The organism is Sedimentibacter sp. B4, assembly GCF_000309315.1.
In the GTDB taxonomy this organism is placed as follows: domain Bacteria; phylum Bacillota; class Clostridia; order Tissierellales; family Sedimentibacteraceae; genus Sedimentibacter; species Sedimentibacter saalensis.
The window spans coordinates 1-239 of the sequence record NZ_CANG01000824.1 but is presented as its reverse complement, the minus strand read 5'-3'; the positions used below and the strand labels follow the sequence as shown (position 1 = coordinate 239).

1 pseudogene is annotated in these 239 nt (G+C 72.4%); it reads left to right on the top strand.

Features of this window, described 5'->3' with window-relative positions:
- Positions 1–126: pseudogene (locus tag BN358_RS27875) on the top strand (F0F1 ATP synthase subunit B); the annotation flags it as partial.
- Positions 127–239 lie beyond the last annotated feature (113 nt).

Below are 239 nucleotides of genomic sequence, written 5' to 3'. Positions count from 1 at the left end.
GCCTGGCCACCGAGCTCGCCGGACGGATCGTCGGGGGAGTCCCTCGAGGACGACGAGCGTGCCCGCCGCAGTGTTGAGCGCTTCATCGCCGAACTCGAGGCCGAACCCGTGCCGGAGAAGGCATGAGCGCCGCCGCCGAGGCCCGGCTGTCCGAACTCGACCGGGCGCTGGACGTCCAGAAGTCGAGTCCGGAACTCGCGGCCGAGCTCTTCGCGGCGGCGGACCTGCTCGGGGTGCAG